The organism is Streptomyces sp. HUAS TT11 (genome assembly GCF_051553595.1).
In the GTDB taxonomy this organism is placed as follows: domain Bacteria; phylum Actinomycetota; class Actinomycetes; order Streptomycetales; family Streptomycetaceae; genus Streptomyces.
In genome coordinates this window covers 8,440,691-8,467,158 of the sequence record NZ_CP196184.1, presented here as the reverse complement: position 1 = coordinate 8,467,158, position 26,468 = coordinate 8,440,691, and the positions used below count along the sequence as shown (strand labels likewise).

Below are 26,468 nucleotides of genomic sequence, written 5' to 3'. Positions count from 1 at the left end.
ATCACGGAGACCGGGATTCGCGCCGTCACCCGAGCGGCACCAGCACGCTCACGATCTTGCCCCCGTCGGGGCACCGCTCGATGGCGATGTCCCGGGCCAGCGTGGTGATCAACGGCCATCCGTATCCGCCGACCGTGTCCCCGGCCGGAAGCGCGGCCGGGCCGAAGGCCGTCGAGGGGATCTCGGCGCTGCGGTCGCGCACGTGCAGCCGTACCCCTTCGCGCGTGGGTGTCGCAGCGAAGGCCACGAGGCCACCGCCGTGCCGGACGGCATTGGACACCAGCTCCGAGGTGACCAGCAGCAGATCGGTGACGGCCTGGGCGTCGGGTCGCACCGCCGAAGCGCCCTCGCGGCCTCGCACGACCGCCAGCACGTGGTCGCGGGCCGTCGCCGCGTTGGTGACCCCGGAGGCGGCCGGGATCCGTGCACGCAGCCGCCCGCAGGCCGGGGCGCCCGCGCCGTCCATGGTCGCACCGCCGGCTTTCCCGGCCGCACCGACGGCGGCCGGAGGGGCACCACCCGGGGGCAGTTCCGCCGGTGTCATCGCTCACCCTCGGGCAGCGGACCTCGTCCGCCGGGCGGCCGGGTACCGGGCGCCCGGCGGACGAAGGTGGATGTGCCATGGTCTCGTTCGTTCATATCGGCCACCGTCTACCCGGCCGCGCACAAGCCATGGGTGTCACGGCGGACCCACCGTGACGTGCGCGGTGATGCCGTGCCGCGTGACGCCGCACCCGCGCCGTCACTCCGCACGGCGTGGTGGCAGACCACGGTAGTAGTCGTCGACCTTGGACAGATATTCGGGATCGAGGGTCTCGCGATCCGTGCGGAACAGAGGTGCGTCCTTCACCTCGTCCTTCGAGCACGCCAGTGTGATCTGCTGTGCGTCGGTGTCGATGCCGCTGACGACGCCCGCGGGAATGAGCACGCTCTTGCCGAACACCCACACCCCCGTGTCGACGATCAGATGCCGCATGCCCGGCCCGTCGGCCTGCCGGTCGACGTGCCCCACGGTTCCGTCCGTGGCGTCGACGGTGAAGCCGGCCAGGTCCTGTCCCTCGATGTGGCCGCTGCCCGGTTCGTACGTCCACGGTCTCTCGATGGTCACGTTGCTCCCTTCTACGGTGGGTGTGGAGCAGCGGATACCCGTGTCCCCGGGGGCCATTCCGGGCGGGCGGGTACCTTCCTCGTTCCCGCACGGAAGACCGCGGCGACCACCGCGTGCAACGGCCTTTCGGTGGGCGTCCGGCGATCCGCGACGCGCGGGTTTTCTATCGTCAGGCCGCGAGTGTGGAGGCGAGTTCGGTCGCGGCCTCGACGAGCTCGACATCCGGCTCGGCCAGCAGCTGGCGCAGCCCGCCCAGGTCGGCGCGGACGGCGCGACGGGCTTGCTGCTCCCAACTCACGTAATCGTGGGGGTAGTTGCGCAACTTGGGATAGGCAGTCGCCGTACTCTCCCACTGCCGCGCATCCGCGATGTTCTTGAGCAGGTGGATGATCTGGACCCGACACGTCACCTGGGGAGACCGGGCAAGCTCCCACAGGAACGGGACGGTGGCGGCCGTCGCCTGGTCGACGACGAACCCGTATTGGCAGATTCGTTCCCTCAGGTCACCGAGGGCCGCCCGGGCAGTGGGTTCGTCACCCGAGGCGAGACTGTGGAGGAGGACCGGGATGGCTTCCGCCGACCCGCTGGAGTCCTTGATGGCCTCCCACGGCACGTGCCCCAAGTCCTTGAGTGGTGTGGTCATTTCCGCTCCCCGCAGACAGTGTGGGGCCAGGCCCCGGGGGTCGTCCTCTCCGTCTTGGCGGCGCGCTCGGCGTCCCGACCCGGCAGGCCGCGCGCCCCGCCCGGGGCGCAGCCTCGCCCGCCAGGGCGGCTCGGAACCCGGTGTGCAGGCAAGGACACGGTGTCTCCCTGATGCGACGTCAGCGCGCTGCGCCAGTCCAGCGATTGACGCCCCGCTATTATCCACGCCGTCAGCACCGTCGTGCAATTGCATGAGAAATTGCACGACGGGTAGGAGAACCACGGGGCCCCGTCGGGTGCGTTCCGCCCCACGTGGGCCGGCGCCCCGTGTCGGAACGTGAGCAAGGAGACTGTGGTGCCTTCAGTGCCAAACGGAGTGCGGGCGAGCGCCTTGGGCGCCCACTGGATCAAGAGCCGGCACAGCAATGCCGAGGGCAACTGCGTCGAGGTGGCGGCCCTGTCCGACGGGGCGGTGGCGCTGCGCAATTCGCGTGACCCGGACGGACCTGCGCTCGTGTACACGCCTGCCGAGGTGGCGGCCTTCCTGGCCGGCGCGAAGGAGGGCGAGTTCGACCATCTGGTGTGAAGTTCCCGGCGGCACAATGCCGTCGGCACATGCGGCATGGACCGGGCGAGTGCGATAATGATGGTCTGTTGTCTGCCGACCGACTGGGAGTCAGGATGTCCGTCGAGTCCCGCCGTGTCTCTCGACTGGAACCGTATCTCAACCGGACGGAGCCTGCTCCGACTCTCCTGAAGATGCTGGTCGGGGTGCAGTTGGCCGGTATGCGCGAGGGCGTCGGCCTCTCCCAGGAGCAGGCCGCGCGAGCGCTCGGTTTCAGCCCCGCCAAGCTCTCGCGCATCGAAGCCGGCAAGGGCCGCAAGCCGCCGACGGAGGACGACGTCCGCTCGCTGCTGCACCTGTACGAGGCCGACGACCACGAGGCCGCGGTCCTCGTCAAGCTGTTGCAGCGCGCGGGTGAGCCGGGCTGGTGGCAGCGCTACGACAAACGACTGATGCCCGAGTGGTTCGATCGGCTGGTCGGATTGCAGGAGGCGGCCGCCGCCATCCGCACCTTCGAGATCCAGTACGTTCCCGGTCTGCTGCAGACCGCGGCCTACACCCGGGCCGTGGTGGAACGGGGACTGCCGTCGGCTTCGGCGACCGAGGTGGAACGGCGGGTGGAACTGCGGATGCGGCGGCGGCAACTGCTGGCTCGTCCCGACGCCCCGCAACTGTGGGCGATCATCGACGAGTCGGTCCTGATGCGGGTGCTGGGCAGCCGCGAGGTGATGCGCGAACAGCTGGAGCATCTCGTCGAGATGGCCCGGTATCCGCACGTGACCCTGCAGTTCGTGCCGTTGGACGTCACGAACGCCTCGGCGCCGGCGATACCGGTCACCTATCTGCGCTTCGGCGGTCTTGACCTGCCCGACATCGTGTATCTCGAGCACATCCGAAGCGCCAACTTCCTCGAGGACCGCGACGAGACGGAGGAGTACCGGATGGCACTCGACCGGCTCGCCGACGAAGCCCTCAACCCCCGCGAATCGGTCGCCCTGCTGCGGAGAACACTCGAAGAGCGCTACTCCCCCGGCTGAGCGCAGGACCTCCGATCGCGGGGCCCTTCGTCAGCGGATACGACCGACGCCGCCGAACTCGATCCACTCCTGGGTGAGTTGGCGGGGCGCGACCTCTGTGTCGGGCCGCCAGGTGGACACCTCCACCAGCCCCGGCTCGAGGATGTCCATCCCCTCGAACCAGGCGGCGACGTCCTTCTCCTGGCGCACCCGCCCCCAGTGTCCCTGCGTGGCCTGAGCCATGAAGTCGGTGACGAACTCGCGGACCTTCGGGTCCTCGCTGACGAGCTGACACATCACCATGAAGCTGCCAGGCACCAACTGTTCGACGACACGACTGATCAGGGCGGGCGGCCCCTCGGTGTCGCTGTCCGGGATGCAGTGCATCACCGAGTTGAAGAGCACGGCCACCGGACGTGAGAAGTCGATCAGCCTGCGGGTCTCCTCATGGGAGAAGATCCCCTCCGTGTCCCGGATGTCCGCCTGGATGACGGCCGTGCGGTCGTCCTGCTCCAGCAGCGCCCGGCCGTGCACCAGAACCATCGGGTCGTTGTCCACGTACACCACATGGCTCGTGGGGTCGACACGCTGGGCGACCTGGTGGACGTTGTCCTGCGTGGGCAGCCCGGATCCGTGGTCCAGGAACTGCCGGATGCCGTAGTCCTCCGCCAGTGTGCGCACCATGCGCTGAAGGAACCTGCGGTTGTTCAGCGCGAGGGCCCGGGTGCTGGGGACGACCTTGTCGAGTTCCTCGCAGGCTGCCCGGTCGGCCGCGTAATTGTCCTTTCCGCCCAGGTAGTGGTCGTACATTCGGGCGGCCGTCGGGACCGTGGCGTCGATCGACGTGGACAATTGCCTGCCAGGCTGCATCGTTCCCCCAGAGACGGGCCGCGCCGTCGGAGCCGGCTCGGCGGGCACTCCATCCTAGAGACCCGGCGTTTCCCGATGCCAGTCCCCGAACGAAGGATGCGGAATCCAGGACACCTGATAGGTGATCAACTTCGGCTCGATCAAGCATGGTTGGCGCAACAGGTGCCGAGCGTGCCGTGGATCGCCCGGGCAGGAGCGGTCATGACTCGACGAGTTCGGCCAGCATGGCGCCGGTCCCTTCGTCGGCCGGCAGAAACGCCTCGAGGCGGAGTTCGGCGATCGTGACGTCGACGGCCGTGCCGAAGTGGGCGAGGGTGGTGACCAGCGTCAGCTCCCGTGTGTCAGCGGGATCATGGGCCCTCAGGCGCAGCGGTACCGCGAGGCCGAGGTGGTCCGGCGACTCGCGCGGACGCGGTGGTGCCAGGTCGAGGAGTTCGCAGACCAGGCTCTGGAGCCGGGCGTCGGGGTTGCGCGCACTCTCCGCCCGAAGACGTTCGATGATGCGCCACGCCCACTCGTCGAGATTCACGATGCGCGGCGCCAGGCCCTGAGGATGCAGCAGCACCCGGGGAACGCTCATCGGCGCGAGCAGGAGACTCGGGTCCGCTCCGGCGATGAGCCTGTGGAAGGCGGCGTTGGCCGACACGAGGTCGCCGAGCCGGTCGACGACCACCGCCGGGTAAGGGAGGTGCCCGTGCAGAATGCGTTCGAGGGCGGAGCGAATCGGCTCGAGCCGCGGGTCGTCCAAACACGTCTGCGGGTAGGCGGGCGCGAATCCCGCCGCGAGGAGCGCCTGCCGCAGTTGGGTGGCTCGCTCGACGGAATGCTGACCGAGCCGGCCGTCCTTCCCGAGGGCGCCCTGGTGCCCGTCCCCGACCACCTCTCCTACGCCGAGGCGGCGACGCTCCCCTGTGCCGCCGTCACGGCGTGGAACGCCCTGACCGGCGACGGCCTCGGAGTCCAGCGCGGACAGACCGTGCTGACCACCGGCGCCGGGGGCGTCTCCCTGTTCGCGGTGCAGTTCGCCGAACTCCTGGGTGCGAGGGTCATCGCCACCACCGGCCGTGTGGACAAGGAGCAGCGCCTTCGCGATCTGGGAGCCGACGAGGTCGTCAACTACCTCGACATACCGGACTGGCACACCGCCGTACGTGAACTCACCGGCGGGCGGGGAGTCGACCGCGTGGTCGACACCGCGGGAACGCTGGAGCAGTCGCTGAAATCGCTCGCCGTCGACGGGCATGTCGCCTTCGTCGGGTCCGTGTCCGGCGACCTGCGACCGATCGAGCCCCGTCTGCTGTTCAGCGTCGCCGCGACGGTCCGTGCTCTGGCCGTCGGCAGTCGCGCCCAATTCACCCGCATGAAGGAAGTCATCTCCGCACATCGGCTCCGGCCGGTCGTCGACCGGGTGTTCCCGCTCGACGAAGCCGTGGCGGCCTACCGCTACTACGAGTCGGCCGCGCCGTTCGGAAAGGTCGTCATCACCATCGGACAGCCGACGGGGGTGAGTGACGGGACCGTCCCGCACGACCGGTCGCCGCAGGCGGAGGCCCGGACCGTCCCACCCGCTGAACGCCGCCGTACCATCCAGTAGCATCGGGCCCGGCGCACCTGGTCCTGTGGGCGCGCAACATCCCGGGGAACGCGGAGGTCACGGCATGGCGGACGTCGAAGTGGGCACCGTGATCGAGGACTTCGACCTGCCGGACGAGACGGGTGCGCAGCGGCGGCTGTCCGAACTCCTCGTCGACGGGCCGGTCGTGCTGTTCTTCTATCCCGCCGCCCTCAGCCGCGGTTGCACGGCGGAAGCGTGCCACTTCAGGGACCTCGCGACCGAGTTCGCGGCCGTCGGTGCCAGGCCTGTCGGCATCAGCGGCGATTCCGTCGAACGTCAGCAGGACTTCGCCGGGCGCCACACGCTCGGCTTCCCGCTCCTGTCCGACGTGGACGGGACCGTCCGGGAGCGGTTCGGGGTCCGGCGCGGTTTCTCCATGTCCCCCACCAAGCGCGTCACGTTCGTCATCGGCCAGGACAGCAAGGTCCTGGAGGTGGTGCGCAGCGAACTGCGCATGAGTGTGCACGCCGACCGGGCGCTGGCCGCCCTGCGCACCCGCACGAGCTGACGGCCGACGGTACGGGACGTCCGCTTCGCCGCCTTCCGGGGCCCCGGGCCGACGTCCCCTTCGCGATGCGCGGCGACGGCGCCTTCTACGGACCGCAGCCGGCCGGCGCGCTCGCTCGGTAGACCTAGACCATGGTCAGGAGGTGATCCGTGGGGCCGTAGTCGATCTTCCAGTCGGCATAGACCCCGGAGAATCCGTCCTTGATGCACCGCAGACCCACGGTCACCCAGCGGACCGATCCGTCGTCGCCGAGGGAGAAGGCGACCGCGGCCTCGAACTCCTCGCTCCCGCAAGGGCAGCCGACCGCACCGGGCTCGTCGTCCTCCCAGGACTCCTCGTTCCAGTACTCCTCGCTGTCCGCGATGAACGCACGGCCGGCGCAGCCAGAGCACTCTCGTTGCGCTCCGGACGCGTTGACCAGCACGAAGAACACCCGCCCACCGCAGCCCTCACAGAGGGAAGGAGCGATCGTCACCGGGCGGTCGTCGACCGCACCCCGCAGGAACACCGCGAGCTCCGTGGGGACACCCTCGCCAACCTGATCATCAGCATGCACGGACACATCGTTCCAGACGCCCCGAACCACCACCCGGACAGCTTGACCAAGGACATAGGGGCCCCCGCATGCCGGGAGCACTGCCTCCGTCGACGTTCAACCGATGCCTGCGGCCCGGTGACACCACCCGGATCATGCAGGCAACGGAGGGCGACGGTCATGCGGGAGCCGGAGGCCGGAGCCCCGCCGCGGGGTCACGACGACGGCAACGGAGGCTCCGTCCCCGTCGTCACGCCGTGCGCGTGAGACGCAGGGTGGCGACGACGGTCGTCAGGCCGCGCAGCATGCCCAACTGGTTCCAGCCCATGCCGAACTCCGCACGGTCCACGGTGAACTCGGCCTCAAGCGTCACCGCTTCCGCATCTGCCTGCGTGACGCGCGCCGTGAAGGACTGTGGCCGGCTGATGCCGCGCACGGTCAGCTCACCGGTGATCTGAGCCGTGTCGTCCGACCGCGCCTCGGCACGGTGCACCGCGAAGGTGATCTCGGGGTGGCGGTCGACGTCGAAGAAGTCCGCCGAGCGCAGGTGCTTGTCGCGCTTGGTGTGCTTTGTGTCGAGCGACGCGGCGTCCAGGGTGATGGTGCCCTGCGCGGTGCCGTCCGGCTTGACCTCTCCCTGACCGCTCAGGGCATGGAAGGAACCCTTGACCGTGACCAGCCCCCACATGGTCTTGTGCTGCACGGCGACGGTGGAGGCGGTGTGGTCGAGCTGCCACAGTCCGGTTTCGACGGCGACGGTCATGAGAGTTCTCCAGCAGAAGAGGGGGCGGGGCAGGACGACGATCTAGTCATCCAAATTTGGAAGACCCTCACGCTAACCCCTCCTCCAAATTTGAACAACCCGCTTGGTCCAAAAATGGACGAGGTCGGCCCCGTACGCCTCGGCATCCGGGCCCCCCGCCCTGCCGTCACCGGCTCCGGCGGGAAGGAGCCGGTGACGGCCCGAAGGAGGGCGGGTCAGAACTCGGGGCACTCCTTCCAGGCCAGGTGATAGACGGTGCTGATGTCACCGTCCGTGGAGTCCATCGTCATGAAGCTCGTACTGCCGGGCACCGACGTGCCGGCACTGACGCGCAGTTCGGTGTTGATGTTGAAGTTCCGCTGCACACCGCAGGGCGCCCAGACCAGCTGCGCCCAGTCCGTGACGTCCGTCGCCTGCCAGTTGTCGTCGTACGGACCGCTGAACGGATGGGTGATGGCCGCCGTGTTCGGCGATCCCTGGAAGTAGTACGACGCCTTCTCCGCGCTGGACGCACCGCGCTGAAGTGAGGCGAAACCGCGGTAGTCCGCACTGGCGATGGCGTACGTGAAGCCCTGCGGCACATGGACGATGAGGTTGAGCTGGCAGTTCTTGCGGAACGCGGTGGGGTCGGCATTGCCCCCGACCTGGGCGAGGTAGTCGCTGTAGGTCACCGTGAAGGCGGTGCTGTCGGGCGAGACGGCGACCGCGGCCGTTCCCTGGGGACAACCGGAGCCGTTCACCGTGGCGATCTTGATGACGATCTTGTCCGGCGGCGGGTCGACGATCCCGGACGACGGGTCGTGCACGGGAAGTGCGGTGGCGATGAGCGCCGCTGTCGCGCCGCTCAGAAGCATTCCACCAGCCATGGTTCTCCCATCCGTTGCATCGGCGTCCCGGCGGTGTGCACCACCGGGCATTGGGGGGTGCGGCCCCGCGCGTGAGCACGGGGCCGTCGCGGACCAGTGCGTTGGATCAGATACCGAGCTGTACGTCATGGGCATGTCATATTTGCAGGCACACCCACCCCCACCTGTGAAGGAGCTGTGAAGGCCGGGGTCATCGCATCGTATGTACTCCGAGCTCGCGCCGGTACGGCGATCTCCGGCCAATCGGCGCGGCGCACACGCCGCCGGGCGCACACAAGGCGGCCCGCCGCCCCGGACTCCACGGGGCGGCGGGCCTTGGCGGGCCCGGTCAGTGGGCGGGCCAGCCGTCGAGGTGGCGGTGGAGGGTGACCTTGGGTCGCTCGTGGCCCTTGGGCGCCTTCGCGACGGCTTCGCTGAGCACCTTGTCGACCTCGGCGGCCAGCGCGTCCGCGCGTGTCTTGATGTCGGCGGCCGGAAGCGTGGAGCGAGTCAGGGCGTCCAGCCGCCGGTGGATGTCGTTGAGGCGCCGGCGGGACTCTCCGTCCAGGGCGAAGGGGCGCGGCGTGGAGACGACGAACTGGTAGGCGCCCGCAAGGGTCTGGCAGCCGTCGCAGTACTTGTTGACCGCGTCCCCGCGGTTCACCGCCGTCAGATGGGTGCGCTCCCCGGCCATCGTGACGATCTGGAACGACAGCGCGACCGAGCGGCAACGGTCGTCGACCGAGCAGCCCACCCCGACGGCGTTCACCTGGTTGCGCACGGTCGCGGCGCTGACCGTACCGAGCTGGCGCACGGTGAAGGAGTCCTTGGTCTGCGTGTGGTGCCGGAAGTCGGCCCGGGTGAAGGTCTGGTCGATGGCGACCGCGGCGTGCCGCGGGGCCGCCGTCGCGGCCTGCGCGGGCACGGCCGTCGCGAGACCGGCCGCGCCGGCGGCGAACAGCCCGACGCGTACGGCGCGTTGGGAGAGGGCGGAAGGTGGACGGGGTTTGCGGTGCTGGTTCACGTGGGACTCCCGTTTGAGTGATGCCGTAGGACGGAGTTCCGCAGGACAGGGGACGCACTGCGCTCTCGGACCGGCGGAAGCGGCTCGGCCCCGGTGCTGGGCCCGGGGCCGGTCCGCTCAGCCCGGGACGGGCCCGGGGTGATCAGGAAGGGCTGGGTGTGGGCGAGTCGACCGGCGGCTCGCTGGAACTCTCCGGTGCGGTCGGGCTCTCGGGCGGCACGGAAGGGGAGGGCGAGCCGGATCCGGGGCCGGCCGACCCGGAGACCGGGGGCTGCCCGCTCGTCCCGGGGCTGCCGCTGGGCCCGACCGGGCCCTCGGACGGCGACTTCGAGGCGCTGGGTTGCGCACTCGCGGAATCCGACGGGCTCGCCGAGGCCGACGGACCGTCCGAGGCGTCCGGGGAGGCGGTGCCGGACGAAGCGCTCGGGACGCCCGCCGACGGTGCGGCATCACCCGGATCCGGGGTCGTGGCCCGCCGGGCCGGAGGGGCCGAGGGCGACACACCCGGCTGCAGTATCGGAGCGATCGGCGGCTTCTTCGGCAGTGGCTCCGGGGTCATGCCCGACACCCATGCGTAGCTGAGACCGCCGAGTCCGACCAGGAGCAGCGCGCACAGGGTCACGCGCAGCCGGGGCCGGCCGTCCGTCGATTTCACGGCACCCCGCCACAGACGACCGCCGAGCTTCACCGACAGATAGACCACGCCCGCCATCGGGCACAGCAGCATGATGCAGCCGACCACGCCCATCAGGCCCGCCGCGATCTCCCCCTCGGCGAAGGCACCGCCCGTGCCGACGATCTGCTCGGTCAGCGAGCGGATCATCGTGGTGGTGATACGCGGCAGGTTCCAGAGCGCGTAGCCCAGTTCGCCGATGATGAGCGGCACCATCGTCAGGACCCAGGTGGCGACGATGACCCGGGACGACTTCTTGAGCGCGGCGACCTCGGCCCGGGCCTTGCTGCCCCTGGCTCCCGGGATCAGGCTGAGCAGGATCGGCTTGATCTTGCCGTAGAGATCCGGAACACCGGCGAGGTCACCGAGGATGTAGTAGCCGTCCAGGCGCACGGCAGGCATCAGCTGTTCGAGGATCTCGAAGTGGTTCAGATAGACGGCGGCCAGGAAGAACGGCTCGCCGGTGAGGGCGTAGGCGCCCGCCAGCGCCAGCATGAAGACGACGTTGAAGTAGATACCGCCGAGATCGGTGCGCAAGCGCCCGCCCCGCCCGATGCGGTAGACGTCGGTGACGTCCGTGTACATCGAGGGCCAGATGAGGAACAGTCCGCAGCCGATGCTTCCCGGCCGGGCACCGCCGTAGCGGCATGCGGAGGCGTGGCCGAACTCGTGGAACACGAGCGAGGCCACCGTCAGCACGAACACCACGAGGAGCAGCACCGGTTGATCGAGTACCTCGAGCACGGGTGTGATCGCGCCGAAGAACGCGAACAGCCACACGTCCAGGACGGCGACGCCGACGAGCACGGCCACCACCACGAGAGGGCGGTGCAGCCAGGCCAGCGCGCGGGCGATCTTCGCCACCCGGCGCTCGTTGAAGATGACCCGATGGCCCTTGAGTGCGAGGAGCAGGTCCGACCTGGGTGCCGAGATCTGGTCGTCCCGCAGTCCCTCGGGGACCGTCACGCCGAGCGGGTCCAGCTTGTTCTCGATGAGATAGCGGATGTTCTCCGCGCTCACCTCGCGCCCGAACCGGGCGCTGACCCGGTGGGCGATCGTCTCGATGTCGCGGCTTGCGTCGATCGACGACGCCACCAGGTGCAGCAGCCGGGACAACTGCACAACCTGCCCGTCCCCCCGGCGGGCGATGTACCTGGGCTCGGTGAACCCGGACCCCTGGTACTCACCGTGCAGTCGAAGCCCGGCGCTCAACCGCGGCACGATCGGCTTCCCCATCCCGATGACGGTCAGCTCGCCCGTGGCGACCTGCTCGTACGTCACCGGCATCCCCCCGGGACCCGGCACCGGGCCGGTGTCGTGGAGAGCCGCGGTGTTCTCCCCCAGCAGCGTCATACCCGCTTCCTCCCCGTAGGGCGGACCGCGCCAGCCCCCTGCGCGGTCCGCCCGACTTGCCCTCGTCGTACGGGGTTACTGGCTGATGTTGATCGACTGGGAGGCCGCGGACTGGGCGACCGACCACGAGGAGTGGTCGTTGAGCGCGGCCGACTCGTTGTGGGCGGAGACGTTGGCGACGTGCTTGCTGACGTTCACCGTCTTGCCGAAGCTGAACTTCAGCCGGCCCAGGGCCTCGCGGCCCGGCAGCAGCTCCGCGGACTCGGCGTCCAGCTCGTGTGCGTTCATGCTCATGGCGTGTCCTTTCCTCAAGACCTTCGTTGTGCAGCGTGTGGGAGCCGGGCGGACGCGGACCGCCGCCCGGCAGGGTTGGTGATATCCCGTCGGATACCGGTGCCCGGTGGTGGTACCGCCGCGGCGGGCGGAGGTGTGGTGATGCTTCGCCGCGGCGGTACCGGGTGCCGCACGGTGCCGGGGCGACGGACCGTGCGGCACCGGATCACTGGTGGATGTTGATGGCCTGGGCGGCGCCCGAGTCCGCCACCGACCACGCGGAGTGGTCGTTCAGGGCGGCCGACTCGTTGTGGGCGGAGACATTGGCGATGTGCTTGCTGACGTTCACGGTCTTGCCGAAGCTGAACTTCAGGCGACCGAGGGCCTCACGGCCCGGCAGCAGCTCAGCGGACTCGGCGTCGAGCTCACGAGGATCCATCATGATCGATTCCCCCTCAGGGTTCGGGATGTGTTCCCGTCGGACAGGATCAGGTCCCCCCGGATCGTGTCCAACTCCGTCGGACGAGCTGTCCAACGAGATTGGACACTAGGGGCTGGAAAGCGGGTGACGCAAGCGGTTCAGGAGAACACCTTCCGTAACTCACCCAACTCGCCCCTAGAATGATCCGACGCGGAAAAGTTCCGCCCGGCGGCGAGCAGGAAGTGACCATCGGTGGCCAACGCACTGCAGCAGATCATCCGTGACCGGCTGGACAGCGAGCGCTGGTCGTACGGCGACGTCGCCCGCCGCGGAGGCATCCCACGCTCGACGGTCCACCATCTGGCGACCGCCGACCACATGGCCCGCATGCCCCAGCCGGCCACCCTCGAGGGGCTCGCGCAGGGTCTGGGACTTCCACTGCAGACCATTCGCCAGGCCGCGGCGGAGGCCTGCGGCATTCATCTCTACGCCCCCGCGGCCGAGTCGACGCCCACGCCCCCCGGCGACCCCGAGGTGGACGTCCTCATCGCGAGCGTGCAGCGACTGTCGTCGGAGGACCGTCGCCATGTCGCGGCACTGGTCGAGTCGCTGCTCAACCGCCCTTCGGGCGACTCCTGACAGCCGGCGCCGATACGGAGGGCGCACCCCCGCCCCACGGGCCACTTGCACTAGAAGAAGTCACTTCCGCCCAAACACGCATGATCCGGCGCTAGTCTCTGCTCCTGCCTGGGCGCGTGAGCCGCACACCCCAGGTCCTCTGGGGGACACCTTGCTCTTCGTACACGGCGGCCCCACCACCGCCATCGTCAAGGGACCGACGGGAGAATCCGTGGTCCTGCTCTCCGGTGAGCTTCCGGCCGATCTGACCGACGCCTCCATCGGAGAACTGCTCGACCTCGCGGCCGCCGTGCTCAGCGAGGAGGAGCTCGCACTCTTCGACCAGTGTCTCGCCATGCTCCGGCGCGGTGAGGGCCCCACCCCGCAGCGGATCGAGATCAACGGCGCCGTGCTCACCGTCTACCGCGAGTGACGAACGCCCACGGCGACCCCAGGCCCCGCGAACGTACTCGTACACAGATCCAGACGTCGAACGCATGACTTCGAGCCATCGAGCAGGGCACCATCACGCCATGGCACCCTTCGCACATCCGTACAGCCGCCTCACCGTTCGAGCGACTTCATGAGCCCAGCCCGCATCCCCGGCCTGATCGTGCCGCTGATCCTCTTGTTCGCCCTCGCCGCAGGTGCGGTGTGGTACTGGCGGCATCGTGGCGACTAGCCACACACCGGCGGACGACTCAGCCCTGGCCCCGTTCGGCCTGCTCACGCAGGAACGCGGTGATCTGGCCGGCCAGGATCTCCGACAGGTTGTCGTTCCGTGCGGGGACACCTGGCTCGCCGTCCGCCACGGTCATGTCTCCGGACCACAGATACCGATCGGCCCAGTCGTCGTCCGCCTTCAACTGCACCTGGATGTCGACGAGATTCAGCAACGGCTCCGGGGCGGCTGCGTACAGGACGGCGGTCGCCCGGCGCAGCGGGTACAGATCGAAGCCCTCGATGAACTGCGAGTTGCGCCAGTCGAGGAACGCGCTCTCGCCGTCGGGGCCGGTCCGGATGTCGAGTTGACCGTCCTCGAGGTGGATTCCGGCAGGTTCCCCCGTGCGGTTCTCCACCGTCACCCGAAAGCGGAAATAGGTCAGGCCTTCGGCGGCCTCGTCACGCCCGCGCGGCGGCTCGGCCCTCTCCAGACCGGAGACGCGGACACGCAGACCGGCATGCTCGTCTGCGCATTCCTGCCAGTCGCCGATCACATTGGGCTCACGCACGGTCCACCTCTCCACTTCCGCGCCTAGTTTCCTATCCGCGCACGCAACAAAGTGTCAAATGCACGGAACACCGCTTGGCCAGCGGATATGCCGCGCTTGATCACCGATCAAGCCGTGCGCAGCACCGATCCACCGGCCGGCCGCAGCACCACGATCCCGCACGTGTCACACATCACGTCCACCACACGCCCGGAGCCGGTCCCCGGGCCACATGCCACAGTGACGGCTGGCACACTGCACGTTCATGACCACGATCACGCCCGCCCGTGCTCTGTTGCTGCTCGTCAGCGGACTAGTGTGCCTGACCACCGCGAGCGGGGCGCTGATCGGCGCGCTCTTCGGCGGTGCGCGCTTGGCTCTTCTCACCGCGGCCGGCGCGGGCACAGTGGGCGCACTCGGCGCCCTTTTCCTGCGCCGACGTGCATGGACGCACTTCGAGGCGGCCCGGCGTGAAGCCGGGATGCGCGGCTATGCCGACGGGATCGCCCATGGGGTGCTCCTGCACATCGCCGCGTACGAGGCCGCCGTCTTCCCCCGCAGCGGGCCGGCGGGGGTGACGCCCGAGGAGCGTGCCGCGCGGCGCACGGTCGCCTATCGGATGGCAGCGCTGGACGAGGTGTCACAGCGGGTCCGGGAGGCCGCTGCGGACGCCCTCGCCGTGCTCGACGCCGCCGATCGCACCGCCGCCCAGGATGCCCTCGCCCAACTCGCGGCGGTCGTCAGACAGGATTACGCCCGCCCCTGACCGCCCGGTACGGCGCCGCGGCCCCGTCGCGCCCGTCCGTGAGCCCGGCGCCCGTCCCGCCGTCCCGGAATCGCCTCCTGCCAGCGGGTCGGCTGCGCGTCTCCCCTCACGACTGGGGGCCGACCCGAGCCGTGGAACCGCCGGCCGGCGCGGCCGCGAGTTCACGCACCTGGGCCAGGGCCGCGGCGACGGCCGGACGGCGGGTCCCTCCGGCGCGTACGCAGGTGAGGAACTTGCGGTGCGGGTCGCCGGCGCAGCGGACGCGGGTGAGCGCGAGGTGCGGTGGCAGCCGGGCCAGACGCGGTACCAGTGCGACCCCGAGTCCATGGGCGACGAGATGGGCGGTCACGTTCCAGTCGAGTGCGTGATGGACGATGTCCGGTGTGAAACCGGCCGCGGCACATGCGGAGAGCACATGCGGCCGACACGGACTGTCCGCCACCGGGGCGATCCAGGGCTCCAGAGCCGCCTCCGCGAGATCGACGCACTCACGGCCGGCCAGCTCGTGGCCGACCGGCACGACGAGGTCGAAAGGGTCGTCCATCAGCGGCTCCTGCTCGAAGCGGGCGTCACCGCGCGGCGGATTGCGCGGCGTCACCTCGACGACGGCGAGGTCCGTCTCCCCCTCGAAGAGCAGATCGAAGGCCTCGGGGAGCCCCGCTTCCCGGATCCGCACGGACAGCCGGGGATGGTGCGCGTGCAGACGAGCCGCCATCGGGGCGAGGAGCTCCGAGACGGCCACCGGGAATCCGCTCACCCGCAGCACTCCGGCCAGTTCCCCGTCGTCGGCGCGCAGGTCGTGTTCGGCCTGCTCCCATCGCGTCCGTATGGCGTCGGCGTGTGCCAGCAGACCACGGGCGGCGGGTGTGAGCCGTACGCCCCGGCCCTGCGGCTCCAGCAGTTCGACACCGAGCTCGCGGGAGAGCTGCCGGATCTGCTGGGATGCGGCCGACGTCGTGAAGTGCAGGGCACGCGCGGCGGCGGTGACGGTGCCGTAGTGCGCGACGGCCCGCAGGACATGCAGTCGGCGTAGGTCAATCATGAAGTCCACGCTTCACGGTCGTGTCGAGCAAGTCAACGTGGACGTGAACGGCGGTGTGCGGCCACCCTGGTGGCATCGACATGGTTTCGCCCGAGCGGCAGAAGGGAGTCCCTGATGACCTGCACCCCCGCCCCGGCCTGCCCGCACTGTGGATGGCCCGACCAGGCGGCACCGTTCCAGGTGCTCTCCCGGCACGACACGGCCGACGGCCGGACGACGTGGACCCGTTGTGCCTGCGGTTCACTGCAGGTGCGCCTGCTCGACGCCCGAGGTGCCCGCGTCGTCTCACGCAGCCGGCCCGCGCGGCCCGTGGAGCAGCCCTGCGACCGATGACGGCCGAACCGGGCCGCCCGTCCCTTCGCCGATCCGGCCCACCCGTGATTGAGCAAGCTCCCACCGTGCCGACGTAGCACAGGACATGGCAGCATTCATGGGCGTCGGGTGCGCGGGCGGCTCGGCCCGCACGTACACCGGGGAGCGCCGACGATGACGTACGAACAGCAGTCGCTCCGGGCGCGCGAGCGCAGTGAACCCCCGGCGCCCTCCGAGACGTCCCACCCCGGTCCGTCCTCCCCCAAGCGGAACGCCCCGGGCCGCTGGGCCGGGCTGCGGCGCCACCGGCGGCCGCTGCTCGTGCTCGCGGTGTTCGCACTGCTGGCGCAGATGGCGTTCGCCATGGTCAGCACCGCCGTGCAGCAGACCCCGACGATCGACGAACCCGTGTACGTGGGCACGGCGATCGTGTACGTACGGGAGCACAGCCTGCGGTTCAACCCCGAACATCCGCCGCTCGGCAAGCTCATCATCGCCACCGGCACGGTCTTCGCGCACCCGCGTCTCGAGCCGGGGTTCCAGGGCGATCAAGGGCGGTTGGGGCGTCGGCTGCTGTACGAGTCGGGCAACGACCCGTGGCAGGTGATGTTCTGGGCGCGGCTGCCGGTGATAGTGGTGACCCTGCTCTTCGGGCTGGCCGTCTTCGGCTTCGCCCGTGATCTCGTCGGCTCCACGGGCGGTCTGGTGGCACTCGCGCTCTACACGTTCTCACCCGACCTGATCACCAACGGTTCGCTGGCCACGCTCGACGTGCCCGCGGCGGGCTTCGTGGTGACGGCCGCATGGATGGTGTGGCGTGCCCGGCGCAGACCGCTGCCCCATCTGGCGCTCGCCGGGGTGGCGTCGGGCGCGGCGGTGGCCACGAAGATGAGCACGCTGCCCGCGGTGCCCGTGCTGGTGGCGCTGGCCGGGTGGTCGTACTGGCATGCGATGGGGGGCGGAGTCCCGAGGGCGCGGCGCACGGTCCGCGCGCTTGCGGCCGCCCTCGGCGTCGCGGTGGTTCTGGTCGGCGTCGTATGGGCCGCGTATCTCGTCGTCGACCCGCGACTGCGCTGGACGACCCCTTCGCACGTGCCGGCGGTGCACGGACTGCGCGAGCTGCTGATCGACCGGCTGCCCTTCCCCGACCCGTACCGCGACGGGATGCGCATCCAGTTCGGCTTCGAGGGGGACACCTGGCGCGGGTATCTGTTCGGCCGGCTCTACACGGGCTCCCTCTGGTACTACCTGCCGGCCGCCCTGCTGGTGAAGACGCCGCTCGGCATGCTGGTGCTCTGGTTCGCCGGTGCCGCGGCCCTGGCGGCGGTGCCACGGCTGCGTGCCGCCGCCCCCTACGTGCTGATTCCCCCGGCGCTGCTGCTGGCCGCGGCGATGCAGGGCTCACGCGATCTCGGGGTGCGTTATGCGCTCTTCGTACCGGTGTTCCTCGCCGTGGCGGCCGCCTGTGTACCGGCGCTGCGGCGGCGGTGGGCGTACGCCGTGACGGCCGTCCTGGTCGTGTTCACCGCGCTCAGTTCGCTGCGCGCATACCCGTACTACCTGCCGTACTCGAACGAGGCGTTCGGCGGCCCCGCGAAGACGCACCTGCGGCTGCACGACTCGAACGTCGACTGGGGACAGGATCTCGGCCGGCTGGCCGACCGGCTGCGCGAGCGCTACCCGGGCACCCGCGACGTCTGGCTCGTCTACAAGGGCAGCGGTGTGCCTTCCTGGTACGGCATCCACGGGCACAACCCGCTCAAGGTGCCTCCGAGCCGGGTGCACGGGCTGCTCGTCGTGTCCGACACGTCGATCGCCAAGGCCGACGGCCGCCTCGAACGGCTGATCCGCGGCAGCAGGGCGATCGACGACGTCGGGCACTCGATCACGATCTTCCGGCGACCCTAGAGCCGCAGCGGGCCGCGTTCGAACCGGAACGCCTGCCGGGGCGGGCCTTCGGCGAGGTCCGCCGACGCCGTGGACCCCGAACTCGTCGCCCGGACCGGTCAAGAGGCTGAAGGGGAGTGAGCAGCGCTGTCGTCCGGCCGCGTGACGTGCCTTCGGGAATGTCCGCGCTCAGCGCTGGGGGACCACCCTCGTCCCAAGGCGCCGGAGACGGCACGATTCCGCCCGGACGCCGCTGCACCGCGCCGCCCGGTCGATGACCTCGACGGGAATGCCGAGGTCATCGACTTCGTCCGGCGCATCGGTGACGCGGTGGCTCATACGCCGCGACCCAGGGCGGACAGCGGCTGACGCGCCCTCTCCGTGCGGCAGCGCGAACGGCGCCTGGTCCGGCACCGGTTCACGGCGCCGACGGCTTGCCCGCCGTGTCGAGCCAGGTGTGGAACAGGGCGTCCAGGCGCTTGCCCGACAGCCGCTCGGCGAGCCCGGTGAACTGGGCCGTGGTCCCATGGCCGCCCCGGTTCTGCGCCGCCCAGGTGCGCAGGATCCGGAAGAACGTCGCGTCGCCGACGGTCGTGCGGAGCTTGTGCAGGGCCATGGCACCGCGGTCGTACACGGGGCTGTCGAAGATGTGCGCCCCGCTGCCGGGATCGGCGGGCGGGAAGGACCACACGTCGTCGCTCGCCGGGCGTGCGTACAGGGCGTCGAAGGTCTGCTGGGCCGTCCTGCCGCCGTGCTGCTCGCTGTAGAGCCACTCCGCGTAGGTCGCGAAGCCCTCGTTGAGCCAGATGTCCTGCCAGCGGGTGAGGCTCACGGAGTCCCCGAACCACTGGTGGGCGTTCTCGTGGACGAGGGTGCTCAGGCTGGGCGCGCGGTCGTAGACGGGCCGGGTCTGGGTCTCGAGGGCGTAGCCGACGTCCGGTGCCCTGTCCACGATGGCACCGGCCGCGCGGAAGGGGTACGGACCGAAGAGCTTGCTCTCCCAGGCGAGGACGGACGGGAGTTCCTTGAGCACGGGGGCCGCCGCGGACGCCTCACGCGGATCGACGGCGTTGTAGACCCTGATGCCGTCGCGGGTGGCGTAGCTCTCCACCTTGAAGGTGCCCACGGTGGCCGTGGCCAGGTACGCCGCCATCGGTTCGGACTGGCGCCAGTGGAAGGTGGTACGCCCGTGCACCGTCCTTTGGCCGACGAGTACACCGTTGGAGACGGCCGTCCGCCCTTGCGGCACCGTGATGGTGATGTCGTACGACGCCTTGTCCGTGGGGTGGCTGTCGGACGGGAACCAGGTCATGGCACCCTGCGGCTCGTTCGCCACGAACGCGCCGTCGTCGGTGGGGATCCAGCCGTCGAGCGAGCCGTCGGGGTCGGTGACGGGTCCGGGCTTGCCCCGGTAGGCGACGGCGACGCGGAAGCCCTGGCCCCGGGCGAGCGCGTGCCGTGGCGTGACCACGAGTTCCTGACCGTCGCGGCGGAAGGACGCCTTGACATGGTCGACGGTCACGCCGGTGACGGTCAGGCCCTTGAGGTCGAGGTCGAAGCGGCTCAGACGTTGGGTGGCTCGCGCGCCGATGACCGCCGTGGCGTCGAGCCGGCCGCTTCCGGTGTCGTAGCCGAGGGTCAGGTCGTAGTGGCGCACGTCATAACCGCCGTTGCCCTCCAGCGGGAAGTACGGGTCGCCCGCACCCGCCGCCCCGACGGTGCCCGCGGCCGCAGGGCCCGCCCCGGCGAGCAGGGCGGCGAGGGCGAAGGGAACCGCGGTGGCGACGGCGGGTCCGGGCAGGAGGGTGGTGCGTGTGACGGTGTGCCGACGGGATGGCGTCACGGCTGCTCCTGAGGCTGGGGGCTGATCACTGCCGGGTCAGCTTAGGAGGCCGGGGCGCCGGCGGACCGCCTCGGTTCGGTCAAGTTCCCTTGCGTCTCGCGAGGTTCACCGGGCGCACGGGGCACATCTGGTCAAGGCCGTCGAATCATGATGGAGTTCCGTCCATGACGGACATCTCGCTGCCATGGACCGGGGAACCGGTGAGGGTCGGGCTGGTCGGGGCGGGCCCCTGGGCGCGCGCGGTGCACGCGCGCGTGCTTGCGGCCGGGCCCGAGACCCGGCTGACGTCGGTGTGGGCACGCCGTGAGGAGGCGGCCCGGGAGACCGCGGCCCCCTACGGCGCGGACGTCGCCGCCGATTTCGACGAACTCCTCGAGAGCTGCGAGGCGGTGGCCTTCTCGGTTCCTCCCGCGATCCAGGCGGAGCTGGCATTGCGGGCCGTGAAGGCGGGCAAGGCCCTGTTGCTGGAGAAGCCCCTCGGAGGGGATCTGTCCTCGGCTCGACGGCTCGCCGACGCCATCGAGGAGGCGGGCGTCGTCTCGCAGCTCGTCCTGTCCAACCGCTACCATCCCGCCGCGCGCCGCTTCCTGGCCGCCGCACGGAAACTCGAGGTCGCCGGCGCCCGGTCCCGCGGGCTGAGCGGTGCCTTCCTGGGCGGGGACTTCGCGACCCCGTGGCGCCTGGAGCACGGCGCGCTGCTGGACGTCGGCCCTCATCTGCTCGACCTGCTGGACGCGGCGATCGGTCCCATCGAGCGGGTGCGGAGCGCGGGGGATCCACGCCGCTGGGTCGAGTTGACCTGCGAGCACGAGGGCGGGGCGGTCAGTCAGTGCTCCCTGTCGGGATCGGTGAACGTTCCGGAGGGTGGTACCCACATCGAGCTCTTCGGCTCCGAACCCCCGCTGGTGTACGACACGACCGGGCTCGACTACGAGGAGGCCTGGCCGGTGCTGCGCCGCGAGTTCGCCACGGCCGTGCGCACCGGGGTGCCCGGCGAGCTGGACGCCCGGCGCGGACTGCGGTTGCAGGAGCTGATCGCGCAGGCCGCTCGGGGGTGAGCGACCGGGCGGTGCCGGAGATGGGCGCCGTTCAGGGGAAATCGCCCCGCCGGCACGCGTGAGGGAGGGCCGGGGCGTCCACAACTGACCCGTGAGACTGCCGCTGATCGCCCCCATGCTGGCCACCCCCGGTGTCCTGCCGCCCGCGCGGCAGGACACACAGTGGGCCTACGAGACGAAGCAGGACGGCCAGCGGGCGGTGGTCTACCTCCCGGGCGACGGCACCCTCGAGCTGCGCGCCAGGTCGGGCGAGATCATCACCGGCGCCTATCCGGAACTCGGCCCGCTGGGCGAGGCCCTCGGTGCGGTACCCGCCGTGCTGGACGGCGAGGTGGTGGCGCCGGACGAGCGCGGGCACGGCGACTTCCAGCGGCTGCAGTCCCGTATGGGGCTGGCCCACTCCCCCGCGCTGGCGGCGCGCCGCGCGGTACACACTCCCGTGCACCTCGTGCTGTTCGACCTGATGTTCCTGCGGCGCGACCTCACCGCGCTTCCCTATGCGCGCCGCCGGGCCCAGCTGGAGGAGCTCGGGCTGACCGGACCGCACTGGTCGACACCGGGTGCGCTCGTGGGGCACGGGGCGCGTGCGCTCGAGGCGACCCGGGAGAGCGGCCTGGAAGGGCTGGTCTGCAAGAGACTGGATTCGGTGTACGAGCCCGGTGTGCGTTCGCGGTCCTGGATCAAGATCCGCAACGTCCGGGCCGTGGATGTGATCGTCGGCGGCTGGCTGCCCGGCCGCGGGCGCCTTTCCGGGCTGCCCGGAGCATTGCTGGTGGGTCAGCGGGAGGCCGGACGCCTGCACTATGTCGGCCGGGTGGGGACGGGCTGGACCGAAGCCGAGCGAACCGAACTCGCCAGACTGCTCAGCACGGTCGAGACGCGCGTCTGCCCCTTCGACCGCGACCCGAGGGTGCCGGATGCCCGCTGGGTCCTGCCGAGGCTGGTCGGCGAGGTCCGCTACAGCACCCGCACCCGGTCCGGCCTGCTCAGGCAACCGTCCTGGCTGCGTCTGCGCCCGGACCTCGCACCGGAGGACTCGGCCGCCGATCTGCCGTGACCGCCGTGGGGCCCAAACGCCCGCGGCACCACGGACGGCCGAGGCTCAGACGTGACCCGGACCTCCGCTGCCGAACGCACCGCTGGACCCGGGCAGCCACCGCTTGCGCTTCTGGTCCTCGCAGCGTTGGCTGGCCGCATGGTGGAGCTGGTACGGCATGAGCCGTTCGCTCTCCTGCGCCGCGCGCGGCACCTCTCTGGGTTCCCGCACCTCTCGTTCCTCATGGACCGCTCCGCCCTCGGGCAGCCGGGGCTGCTCCTCGGGGCTGGGCGGTGCCGGTTCGCGGTCCCTTACGTCCATCCCGAGCCTGACGGCCCAGATCAACGCTCCGGCAACCACCATGCCGCCGATAAAGGCGAAGAACACGTTGAGTTGTTCCTGCGATACAGCCAGTACTACAAGGCTCGCCGTATTCATGCCATGACCATACCCCCGTTGAATTGGAAAGGCGCCTGGAGAATTTCTCCGGGAATCTTGATTCGGATTTTCTCGGGGAATTCCGGTGCAGGTGGGCGCCCTGTGCGGGCCGGGGCGCGGGGGCCCGTCAGATGCGGTACTCGCGCAGGGCCGGGGTGGCCAGGGCCAGGACAAGGGTGGCCGCGATGACCATCAGACCGCCGCCGGCGATGGCCGCGCGCACACCGGCGGCCGAGCCGACCGTGCCGTGCAGCACGTCCGCCAGACGCGGTCCGCCGGCGACGACGACGGTGAAGACGCCCTGCATACGGCCGCGCATGTCGTCGGTCGCCGCGGACAGCAGAATGGCGCCGCGGAAAACCATGGAAACCATGTCGGCGACTCCGGCGGCGGCCAGAAACGCGACGGCCACCCAGAGGTTCGTGCTCAGCCCGAGGCCGGTGACGGCCGCTCCCCAGGCGATCACCGCGGCGATGACCATCAGTCCGTGGCGACGGGCCCGGGAGAACGTGCCGGACATCAGGCCGCCGAGCACGGCGCCGATCGGGATCGCCGCGAAGAGCAGACCGAGCGCCAGGCCCTCGCCGTAGGGCGCGTAGGTCTGGGCGGCGAGCTGCGGGAACAGAGCGCGGGGCATGCCGAACACCATGGCGATGATGTCGGCGAGGAAGGAGAGCATCAGGACCTTGTGGACCGAGATGTAGCGGAATCCCTCGGCTATCGACTGCCATCCCGTAGTGCCCTTCGCCGCCGCGGTCAGCGGCGGCATGGCGGGCAGCCGTGCGACCGCCCACAAGGTCACGCACAGGGCCAGGGCGTCGATCAGGTAGAGCTCGGACAGGCCGATCACGGGGATGAGGGCGCCGGCGAGGAGGGGGCCCGCCACCAGACCGGTCTGCATGACGGTGGAGCCGAGCGCGTTGGCCGCCGGAAGTTCCTCCGGCGGCACCAGCCGGGCGATGGACGCACTGCGGGCCGGCGAGTTGAGGCCGAAGAAGGCCTGTTGGAGCGCGAGCAGCACCACCAGGGTGAGCACCGAGTCCAGGCCGATGGCGGCCTGGACCCAGAACAGCACCGACGTCACGGCCAGACCCAGGTTGGTGAGCAGCAGCAGTCTGCGGCGGTCCATGCGGTCGGCGATCGCGCCGCCCCACAGCGCGAAGACCGTCAGCGGCAGCAGCCCGGCGAGGCTCGCATAGCCGACCCACGCGGAGGAGTGCGTGATGTCGTAGATCTGCTTGGGGACGGCGACCGCGGTGAGCTGGCTGCCGACGGACGTCACGATCGTCGACGACCACAGGCGGCGAAAGGCCGGGCGGCGGAGCGGCCGGGTGTCCATCGCCCAGCGGCGCCAGCCCGTGCTCGGTCTCTCCTGCCCGTCCGGCGCACCGTCGTCCGGGGCCGTCTTGTTGTCGGTCGTGCTCTCACTCGTGTCCACGGGCTTCCTGACTGCCTCGTACATCTATTTATTCCGGGTTCACTATCACCGATCCACCTGTGATGCCGGTAGTCGGGGCACGGCTCGGGTGCCGGTGATCGGCGTGCCGGATCTCGGCGCGCCCCCGGGGCGGGCAGAACAGGACACCGCTCAGTCGTCCGCCACGACGAGAACGAGCGGGATGTCGTCGCAGGGGACCAGGCGCAGCCCCTCGTGGCGGCCGGGCCGTCCCTCGGCCAGCAGCGCACCGAAGTCCGGTCCCTTGGTGAGCGAGCCGACCAGATGGGCCGGGTCGGCCGAGGCGGCGACGCGGCCGCGGGCGTTGACCAGGTAGGCGGGGCCGGGCAGCCCCTGAAGAAGCGGTATCACGGCGGCCTCGAAGTGCCGCAGGTACACGTCCGCCGCGGCGACCCCCGCGAAACGGCCCTGCACGTGGACGGGCGCGGACAGGGTGAGGCTGTACTCGTCGGAGCAGAGGTAGTCGACGTACGGCCCGGCGACCGCACGGCGTCCGGTGTCCCGCGGCAGGGCGAACCAGTCCCAGTGCGTGTAGTCGGAATAAGCGGACTGCCGTGGATCAAGATCGAGCATCAGCGGCCGTACGGCACCGTCGGAGCCGGTCTGCCACCACTCCAGCCACGCCGGCACGTCACCGAGCAGCCCCGGTGCCGCGATGAATCCGACGCCGGAGACCAGTTCCTGCCGGGCGAGGTGGAGATGGAGGCCCGGTCGCAGCGCCGCGAGATCGGCGCTCACGGGGCCACGGCCCTGGGCGGCGATGCGGGTCAGCAGCGCCGCGGTGTCGGCCCGGGTGTGGGCGACGGTGTCGAAGACGGCCTCCAGGGTGCGGCGGACCCGGGCCGCGACGCCGGCCTCGGTGGCCGGGTCGAGTGTCGCCGTGGCCGCCCCTGTGCGGCGACCGCCGTCTCTCGCGGCCGTGCCCGTGCCCGTCGGCACGGAGTACGGAACCAGACAGGGCGAGGATCCGGGCTGGTGCAGGGAGTCGGACATGACGGCGACCGTATACGCCCCGCTCGCTTCACCGCATCTTGACGCTCCGTCAACTCCTCTTCCACAGACCGAAGTTGAACCAACATGCAACCCTCCGTAGGGTGTGGGCCACGCCGACCGCCCGGAGACGCCACCCGTCCCCGAGCGGACCCCGGGTGGATCCGCCGATCCACCCCTCGACCAGGAGTCACGTCCCAGTACGCCGCTGCGATCCGCGGCGCACGAAGACCACTTCGGTCACCACGCCGTCCGATACCGGGTGCCGTTCACGGCACCGCCGCGCCCTCACCCGGGTCGCATCCTGCACGTCCGACGCCCCCCGGGCATCGGCCGTCACGACTCTGCCCCCTGATTCCCCCCACTTCCCCACTTCGTGGAGATTCCCTTGCGCCTGTACAGATCCTTCAAAGCGACGGCCGCCGTCTGCTCCCTGCTCCTCGTGAGCGCCTGCGGCATGTTCGCCGAGTCGAGCACGTCGTCCTCCTCGTCCGGCTTCAACCCTCCGGACATCGAGGCACAGTCGAAGCTCGGCCCGACGGAGGGGCAGGTCAACCTGGTCTCCTGGGCGGGGTACGTGGAGGACGGATCCTCCGACCCGAAGGCCGACTGGGTCACCCCCTTCGAGAAGCGGACGGGGTGCCAGGTCCACAACAAGGTGGCGGCCAGCTCGGACGAGATGGTGAAGCTGATGAAGTCGGGCACCTACGACGCGCTCTCCGCGTCCGGTGACGCGTCGCTCCGGCTCATCGCCTCCGGCGAAGTGGCCCCGGTGAACACGGATCTGGTGCCCAACTACCAGGACGTCTTCTTCGGGCTCAAGGGACAGAGCTGGAACTCCGTGGACGGCACGGCGTACGGCATTCCGCACGGCCGTGGCGCGAACCTGCTGATGTACAACACGAAGGAGGTGTCGCCCCCGCCGCTGTCATGGTCCGCGGTCTTCGACGACGCGTCGAAGTACAAGGGGCACGTCACCGCCTACGACTCCCCGATCTACATCGCGGACGCCGCGCTCTATCTGCGCGAGACCCGGCCGAGCCTGGACATCGAGAATCCGTACGCGCTCGACCAGGAGCAGTTCGACGCGGCCGTCGATCTGCTGAAGAAGCAGCACGCCGACGTCGGCGAGTACTGGAGCGACTACCTCAAGGAGATCTCCTCCTTCAAGAGCGGCGACTCCGTGGTCGGCACGACCTGGCAGGTCATCGCCAACCTCGCCGAGAGCGAGGGTGCCAAGGTCAAGGCCGTGCTTCCGCAGGAGGGCGCCACCGGCTGGTCCGACACATGGATGATCTCCGCCAAGGCCAAGCACCCCAACTGCGCCTACAAGTGGATGGACTGGATCATCTCGCCCAAGGTCAACGCCGAGGTCGCCGAGTACTACGGCGAGGCGCCTGCCAACATCAAGTCCTGCGACGAGACCAGCGACCCGGCGTTCTGCGACACCTTCCACGCCACGGACGAGGGCTACTGGAAGGACATCGCGTTCTGGACGACGCCGATCGAGCAGTGCCTCGACGGCCGTGAGGACATCAAGTGCGTGCCGTATGCCAAGTGGGTCCAGGCCTGGACCGAGATCAAGGGCTGAGCCGGTCCG

The 26,468-nt window shown here is 70.2% G+C and carries 30 protein-coding genes; 12 read left to right on the top strand and 18 right to left on the bottom strand.

The window, feature by feature from the left end; translation table 11 throughout:
* Nucleotides 1-25: 25 nt before the first annotated feature.
* From ACSHXN_RS38100 to ACSHXN_RS38090, 3 genes are all read right to left on the bottom strand, one after another.
* Entirely contained in the window at nt 26-544 is a 519-nt protein-coding gene (locus tag ACSHXN_RS38100) for an ATP-binding protein (RefSeq protein WP_355131643.1), read from the bottom strand.
* A 198-nt stretch (nt 545-742) separates the two neighbouring features.
* On the bottom strand, nt 743-1,108 hold the full coding sequence (locus tag ACSHXN_RS38095) for a PRC-barrel domain containing protein (RefSeq protein WP_355797210.1): 366 nt from the start codon (nt 1,106-1,108) through the stop codon (nt 743-745).
* A 169-nt stretch (nt 1,109-1,277) separates the two neighbouring features.
* Nucleotides 1,278-1,751 carry a hypothetical protein gene (locus tag ACSHXN_RS38090; protein WP_355797212.1) on the bottom strand — a complete coding sequence of 158 codons (474 nt, stop codon included), beginning with the start codon at nt 1,749-1,751 and terminating at the stop codon, nt 1,278-1,280.
* Nucleotides 1,752-2,105: 354 nt separating this feature from the next.
* On the opposite strand from ACSHXN_RS38090, the gene ACSHXN_RS38085 reads away from it, so the two are divergent.
* Both ACSHXN_RS38085 and ACSHXN_RS38080 read left to right on the top strand, forming a co-directional pair.
* On the top strand, nt 2,106-2,336 hold the full coding sequence (locus ACSHXN_RS38085; protein WP_355131649.1) for a DUF397 domain-containing protein: 231 nt from the start codon (nt 2,106-2,108) through the stop codon (nt 2,334-2,336).
* 95 nt (nt 2,337-2,431) lie between these two features.
* The gene (locus tag ACSHXN_RS38080) at nt 2,432-3,352 is read left to right on the top strand and encodes a helix-turn-helix domain-containing protein (RefSeq protein ID WP_356109961.1); all 921 of its coding nucleotides are present in this window, start codon (nt 2,432-2,434) and stop codon (nt 3,350-3,352) included.
* Nucleotides 3,353-3,382: 30 nt separating this feature from the next.
* On the opposite strand, the gene ACSHXN_RS38075 is transcribed toward ACSHXN_RS38080, so the two are convergent.
* Nucleotides 3,383-4,201 carry an SAM-dependent methyltransferase gene (locus ACSHXN_RS38075; RefSeq protein WP_356292028.1) on the bottom strand — a complete coding sequence of 273 codons (819 nt, stop codon included), beginning with the start codon at nt 4,199-4,201 and terminating at the stop codon, nt 3,383-3,385.
* A 199-nt stretch (nt 4,202-4,400) separates the two neighbouring features.
* Nucleotides 4,401-4,874, bottom strand: coding sequence for an MmyB family transcriptional regulator (locus ACSHXN_RS38070; protein WP_438305510.1), 474 nt, complete (start codon nt 4,872-4,874; stop codon nt 4,401-4,403).
* Between the two features lie 21 nt (nt 4,875-4,895).
* On the opposite strand from ACSHXN_RS38070, the gene ACSHXN_RS38065 reads away from it, so the two are divergent.
* Complete coding sequence (locus ACSHXN_RS38065) at nt 4,896-5,795, top strand: zinc-dependent alcohol dehydrogenase family protein (RefSeq protein WP_438305507.1); 900 nt, start codon at nt 4,896-4,898, stop codon at nt 5,793-5,795.
* Between the two features lie 64 nt (nt 5,796-5,859).
* Entirely contained in the window at nt 5,860-6,324 is a 465-nt protein-coding gene (locus ACSHXN_RS38060; RefSeq protein ID WP_355131659.1) for a peroxiredoxin, read from the top strand.
* Nucleotides 6,325-6,448: 124 nt separating this feature from the next.
* Here the strand turns inward: ACSHXN_RS38060 and ACSHXN_RS38055 are convergent, their stop codons facing one another.
* The 7 genes from ACSHXN_RS38055 to ACSHXN_RS38025 form a co-directional block, all read right to left on the bottom strand.
* Entirely contained in the window at nt 6,449-6,880 is a 432-nt protein-coding gene (locus tag ACSHXN_RS38055) for a hypothetical protein (RefSeq protein ID WP_438305504.1), read from the bottom strand.
* Nucleotides 6,881-7,109: 229 nt separating this feature from the next.
* Nucleotides 7,110-7,622 carry a YceI family protein gene (locus ACSHXN_RS38050; RefSeq protein WP_355131663.1) on the bottom strand — a complete coding sequence of 171 codons (513 nt, stop codon included), beginning with the start codon at nt 7,620-7,622 and terminating at the stop codon, nt 7,110-7,112.
* Between the two features lie 215 nt (nt 7,623-7,837).
* Complete coding sequence (locus tag ACSHXN_RS38045; protein ID WP_438305502.1) at nt 7,838-8,488, bottom strand: DUF4360 domain-containing protein; 651 nt, start codon at nt 8,486-8,488, stop codon at nt 7,838-7,840.
* Between the two features lie 328 nt (nt 8,489-8,816).
* Nucleotides 8,817-9,491, bottom strand: coding sequence for a hypothetical protein (locus ACSHXN_RS38040; RefSeq protein ID WP_438305500.1), 675 nt, complete (start codon nt 9,489-9,491; stop codon nt 8,817-8,819).
* Nucleotides 9,492-9,633: 142 nt separating this feature from the next.
* The gene (locus tag ACSHXN_RS38035) at nt 9,634-11,517 is read right to left on the bottom strand and encodes a hypothetical protein (RefSeq protein WP_356292074.1); all 1,884 of its coding nucleotides are present in this window, start codon (nt 11,515-11,517) and stop codon (nt 9,634-9,636) included.
* 75 nt (nt 11,518-11,592) lie between these two features.
* The gene (locus ACSHXN_RS38030; RefSeq protein ID WP_059126201.1) at nt 11,593-11,811 is read right to left on the bottom strand and encodes a hypothetical protein; all 219 of its coding nucleotides are present in this window, start codon (nt 11,809-11,811) and stop codon (nt 11,593-11,595) included.
* Between the two features lie 205 nt (nt 11,812-12,016).
* Nucleotides 12,017-12,229 (bottom strand): hypothetical protein, encoded by a 213-nt coding sequence (locus ACSHXN_RS38025; protein WP_331269652.1) that lies wholly within the window; start codon nt 12,227-12,229, stop codon nt 12,017-12,019.
* Nucleotides 12,230-12,463: 234 nt separating this feature from the next.
* On the opposite strand from ACSHXN_RS38025, the gene ACSHXN_RS38020 reads away from it, so the two are divergent.
* Together ACSHXN_RS38020 and ACSHXN_RS38015 are read left to right on the top strand one after the other, a co-directional pair.
* Nucleotides 12,464-12,850, top strand: a complete 387-nt coding sequence (locus tag ACSHXN_RS38020) for a helix-turn-helix domain-containing protein (protein ID WP_355131671.1) — start codon at nt 12,464-12,466, stop codon at nt 12,848-12,850.
* 151 nt (nt 12,851-13,001) lie between these two features.
* Entirely contained in the window at nt 13,002-13,262 is a 261-nt protein-coding gene (locus tag ACSHXN_RS38015; RefSeq protein ID WP_355131673.1) for a hypothetical protein, read from the top strand.
* 268 nt (nt 13,263-13,530) lie between these two features.
* Here ACSHXN_RS38015 and ACSHXN_RS38010 read toward each other — a convergent pair whose 3' ends face one another.
* Nucleotides 13,531-14,061, bottom strand: a complete 531-nt coding sequence (locus ACSHXN_RS38010) for a hypothetical protein (protein WP_355131675.1) — start codon at nt 14,059-14,061, stop codon at nt 13,531-13,533.
* Nucleotides 14,062-14,305: 244 nt separating this feature from the next.
* On the opposite strand from ACSHXN_RS38010, the gene ACSHXN_RS38005 reads away from it, so the two are divergent.
* Entirely contained in the window at nt 14,306-14,806 is a 501-nt protein-coding gene (locus ACSHXN_RS38005) for a hypothetical protein (protein WP_355131677.1), read from the top strand.
* 106 nt (nt 14,807-14,912) lie between these two features.
* Here the strand turns inward: ACSHXN_RS38005 and ACSHXN_RS38000 are convergent, their stop codons facing one another.
* Complete coding sequence (locus tag ACSHXN_RS38000; protein WP_383353557.1) at nt 14,913-15,848, bottom strand: LysR family transcriptional regulator; 936 nt, start codon at nt 15,846-15,848, stop codon at nt 14,913-14,915.
* Nucleotides 15,849-15,962: 114 nt separating this feature from the next.
* Here ACSHXN_RS38000 and ACSHXN_RS37995 point away from each other — a divergent pair, with 114 nt between their 5' ends.
* Nucleotides 15,963-16,181 (top strand): hypothetical protein, encoded by a 219-nt coding sequence (locus ACSHXN_RS37995; protein ID WP_355131680.1) that lies wholly within the window; start codon nt 15,963-15,965, stop codon nt 16,179-16,181.
* Between the two features lie 153 nt (nt 16,182-16,334).
* The gene (locus tag ACSHXN_RS37990; protein ID WP_438305495.1) at nt 16,335-18,068 is read left to right on the top strand and encodes a phospholipid carrier-dependent glycosyltransferase; all 1,734 of its coding nucleotides are present in this window, start codon (nt 16,335-16,337) and stop codon (nt 18,066-18,068) included.
* Between the two features lie 397 nt (nt 18,069-18,465).
* Here ACSHXN_RS37990 and ACSHXN_RS37985 read toward each other — a convergent pair whose 3' ends face one another.
* A complete protein-coding gene (locus ACSHXN_RS37985) occupies nt 18,466-19,890 on the bottom strand; it encodes a M1 family metallopeptidase (RefSeq protein WP_438305493.1) in 1,425 nt (474 codons plus the stop codon).
* Between the two features lie 164 nt (nt 19,891-20,054).
* Here ACSHXN_RS37985 and ACSHXN_RS37980 point away from each other — a divergent pair, with 164 nt between their 5' ends.
* A complete protein-coding gene (locus ACSHXN_RS37980) occupies nt 20,055-20,948 on the top strand; it encodes a Gfo/Idh/MocA family protein (RefSeq protein WP_355797233.1) in 894 nt (297 codons plus the stop codon).
* Nucleotides 20,949-21,039: 91 nt separating this feature from the next.
* Nucleotides 21,040-22,005 (top strand): ATP-dependent DNA ligase, encoded by a 966-nt coding sequence (locus tag ACSHXN_RS37975; RefSeq protein ID WP_355131684.1) that lies wholly within the window; start codon nt 21,040-21,042, stop codon nt 22,003-22,005.
* 45 nt (nt 22,006-22,050) lie between these two features.
* Here the strand turns inward: ACSHXN_RS37975 and ACSHXN_RS37970 are convergent, their stop codons facing one another.
* The 3 genes from ACSHXN_RS37970 to ACSHXN_RS37960 form a co-directional block, all read right to left on the bottom strand.
* On the bottom strand, nt 22,051-22,422 hold the full coding sequence (locus ACSHXN_RS37970; protein ID WP_355131686.1) for a DUF6479 family protein: 372 nt from the start codon (nt 22,420-22,422) through the stop codon (nt 22,051-22,053).
* Between the two features lie 127 nt (nt 22,423-22,549).
* Nucleotides 22,550-23,860, bottom strand: a complete 1,311-nt coding sequence (locus tag ACSHXN_RS37965) for an MFS transporter (RefSeq protein WP_383353571.1) — start codon at nt 23,858-23,860, stop codon at nt 22,550-22,552.
* 150 nt (nt 23,861-24,010) lie between these two features.
* Nucleotides 24,011-24,871, bottom strand: coding sequence for a cache domain-containing protein (locus ACSHXN_RS37960; RefSeq protein ID WP_356109974.1), 861 nt, complete (start codon nt 24,869-24,871; stop codon nt 24,011-24,013).
* A 385-nt stretch (nt 24,872-25,256) separates the two neighbouring features.
* Here ACSHXN_RS37960 and ACSHXN_RS37955 point away from each other — a divergent pair, with 385 nt between their 5' ends.
* Entirely contained in the window at nt 25,257-26,459 is a 1,203-nt protein-coding gene (locus ACSHXN_RS37955; RefSeq protein ID WP_355131692.1) for an ABC transporter substrate-binding protein, read from the top strand.
* Nucleotides 26,460-26,468 lie beyond the last annotated feature (9 nt).